General features: G+C 43.5%; 1 protein-coding gene. It reads right to left on the bottom strand.

The genetic code is table 11. The annotated features are described in order from the left end of the window. Positions 1-179: 179 nt before the first annotated feature. Complete coding sequence (locus KDK19_RS11510) at positions 180-2,147, bottom strand: hypothetical protein (RefSeq protein WP_257252614.1); 1,968 nt, start codon at positions 2,145-2,147, stop codon at positions 180-182. Positions 2,148-2,541: the final 394 nt, after the last annotated feature.

The following is a 2,541-nucleotide window of genomic DNA, read 5'->3' as shown; positions in this document are numbered from 1 at the left end:
CAGTTTATAAATGCCCTGATAAACTAGACCATGGATTGCAGCAGTGCTCACTTTTCTGCACCAGCCAGACTCAGTCTGACCTCCCGGCAATGCGTCTGGCCAGCAGTTTGCGGAGAAGTGTGCTGATGGCGCTTACTTTGAGAGAACAGGAAGGAGACTAAAAATAAACTCCGTCAAGACTACTCTCTGTCATTATCGGGTCTGTCAGTATCACTACTTTCAGTGTCACCCATGACAGCATCACTACTTTCAGAGTCGCCACTGCCATAGTCGATACTGCCATAATCGATACTGTTACGGTGGCTACCACCGGAGTCACTGCTGTCAGAGTCACCGCTGCCATAGTCAATACTGTTACGGTGACTACTGCCAGAGTCAGTGCTGTTGGAGTCTCCACTGCCATAATCAATATTGTTATGGTGACTATAGCGATAGTCACTACTGTCAGAGTCACAAGGATTATTCATAGCAAAATCATAGTTAAGCCCGAACCAACCGACGAAATCTTCCAAGTAGTCTATCCGTTCTTTCAGGTATTTTTTCTTCTTCTTTTCTTCGCTGAACTCTTTTCCTTCTTGTTCCACTGTCTCGTCGTAATTGGCTCCATCGGCCTGCTGATTAGCAACAGTGTCATTCGTTGCCAGATATGCCAGCGTTTTGACGGATTGTTCCAGCAGATCCGAAAATTCTGTGCCCAGAACTACCATTATGACGTAGTAATCTTCTTCAATAAAAGCTTTTGGTAATTGTTTCTCTATGTACTGTTCCAGGGTTAGAAGCAACTCTTGAAATAATTCAGGCTTTTCATTTCCAGGATTGTCTCTTGCGTCTTTTAATACCTTTTCGAATATTCCAAATAATGCCTGTTCTTTGCCTTTTATGCCTGAAGAGTCAGTATTGGTGTCTAACCAATTTGATAGACTAAAATAACTCGATAGGTTGTCAAGATGTGTATTTGCGAGTTGTATAGAGAAAGGATCAAGCATCAGGCTTATGGCATTAATGAGACTCACAAACTGACTACACGAGGCAACTAATTCAGGTTTTGTGTTACGATATTCTTTTATCAGACTGGACATTCGTTTAGCAGATTTTATATTACGCTGATAAATCGGTATTTTTTTTTGATTAATGTCATAGTTGAGCAGGGAGAAAGCGGCAATTAGCAGTGGGTCGGCTGATGGCGTGTATTTTTCAGCTTGCGAGGGTTTTTCCGATTCGCTCAAAAATATAAGGCGCATTTTTTCCAGCACTTTCAGGCCAATGAAGCATTTATTAGATTCTTCGATATTTGCTTTTAAAATTTTGTGATCTTCTATAGGTGTTTTTGCACCTAAAAGCTCAACTTTTTTTGCATCGAGTCTGTCGATACCAGACAAGCTAGCGGCGTGAAGCAGGAATGAGTGAAAAAACCAATAAGCGGCTTGTGGGTGGGCTCCCTTGCAGTGGATGGCTGTATAGTAACTCACCATCAACATCGCGAGGCTCTGTTGATCTTCTGGCCTGGTGATATCGACAGGAGATTCAGTACCCTGGATGTTAATGAGAACGCCTAGTAACACATTCTGGTTTTCGTCAGACTCAACATGGAGTGCTTTTTTCACTTGTTGAATCATACTCAGAATTGTCAGGCTCTCATTGGGGAGAGTAACCGGGACGTAACTCAACATAGTATTCAGGATCAGAGCGTCTCCATTCAGGCCTGTATTCAACTGTTGGATATTGGCAGTAATTTGTGCATGGGTTATCAATGGGAGCGGGATTTGCATTAAAGGCTGAGGCTGCAGTGCTTCAGCGCCCTGTGGTTCTTCTGTATGCACATCCATTTTTTCGTCTCGTTCATTTTCATGATTTAAAGCAAAGATGAGATGTGTCGTATTCGGGTTGAGGGTAAAAGGAGGGGGGGTTCCTAAATAAACATTGTGGTTAATCAAATCGTCCAGAAAGCTAGACGTTTTTGTCGTTTTATCTTCAGTAAATATCTCCTCCACAGGCATTGAGAAAGGGTTTTTTGCCAGCAGTTTAGAGCAGGGACAAACCATCATGATGAGGCCAAGGGAAGCAGCAACCGACTGATGAGCCTTGTTACGTTGGAAAAATATCGATTGCTTTGTTGCTGTAGGTAATTGAGCAATGGAGTGTGTCATCAACATCTACCTTATCCAGTTTATGAATGCTCAGATAAACTAGCCCATGGATTGCAGGAGTGCCGAATTTTAAGTATCAGTGAGACTCAGCCTTATCACCTGATTATGATTCGTTGAGCCAACGATATCTGCATTGAAGCCGGTGCTGACTTCATAAAAACCTCAACCGGGGAAGTGCGTTTAGCGCTACTCCTGAGTCTGCAGGCAACATGCAGATAGTCAGTTGCGACAGTGACAAGCAGAATATTGGCTTTAAACCCGCTAGTGCTAATCTGGCAGCATAAGACACTGCGCACATCGGGCAATTGCCGCTTTGAAGCCAGCAGTTTGTCGGGAAGCCTGCTAGCAGCCTGTCGGACTTAAGGCTGTCCTACTGCGGTTGCAATAAATTGGT

The organism is Endozoicomonas sp. ONNA1, from assembly GCF_024606325.1.
Lineage (GTDB): Bacteria > Pseudomonadota > Gammaproteobacteria > Pseudomonadales > Endozoicomonadaceae > Endozoicomonas_A.
Note: the sequence above shows the minus strand (reverse complement) of the source record. Positions and strands in the feature narration are given on the sequence as shown.

Coding starts and splice junctions, on each gene's coding strand:
- KDK19_RS11510 (WP_257252614.1), bottom strand. CDS start 2,147: ATGACACACTCCATTGCTCAATTACCTACAGCAACAAAGCAATCGATA.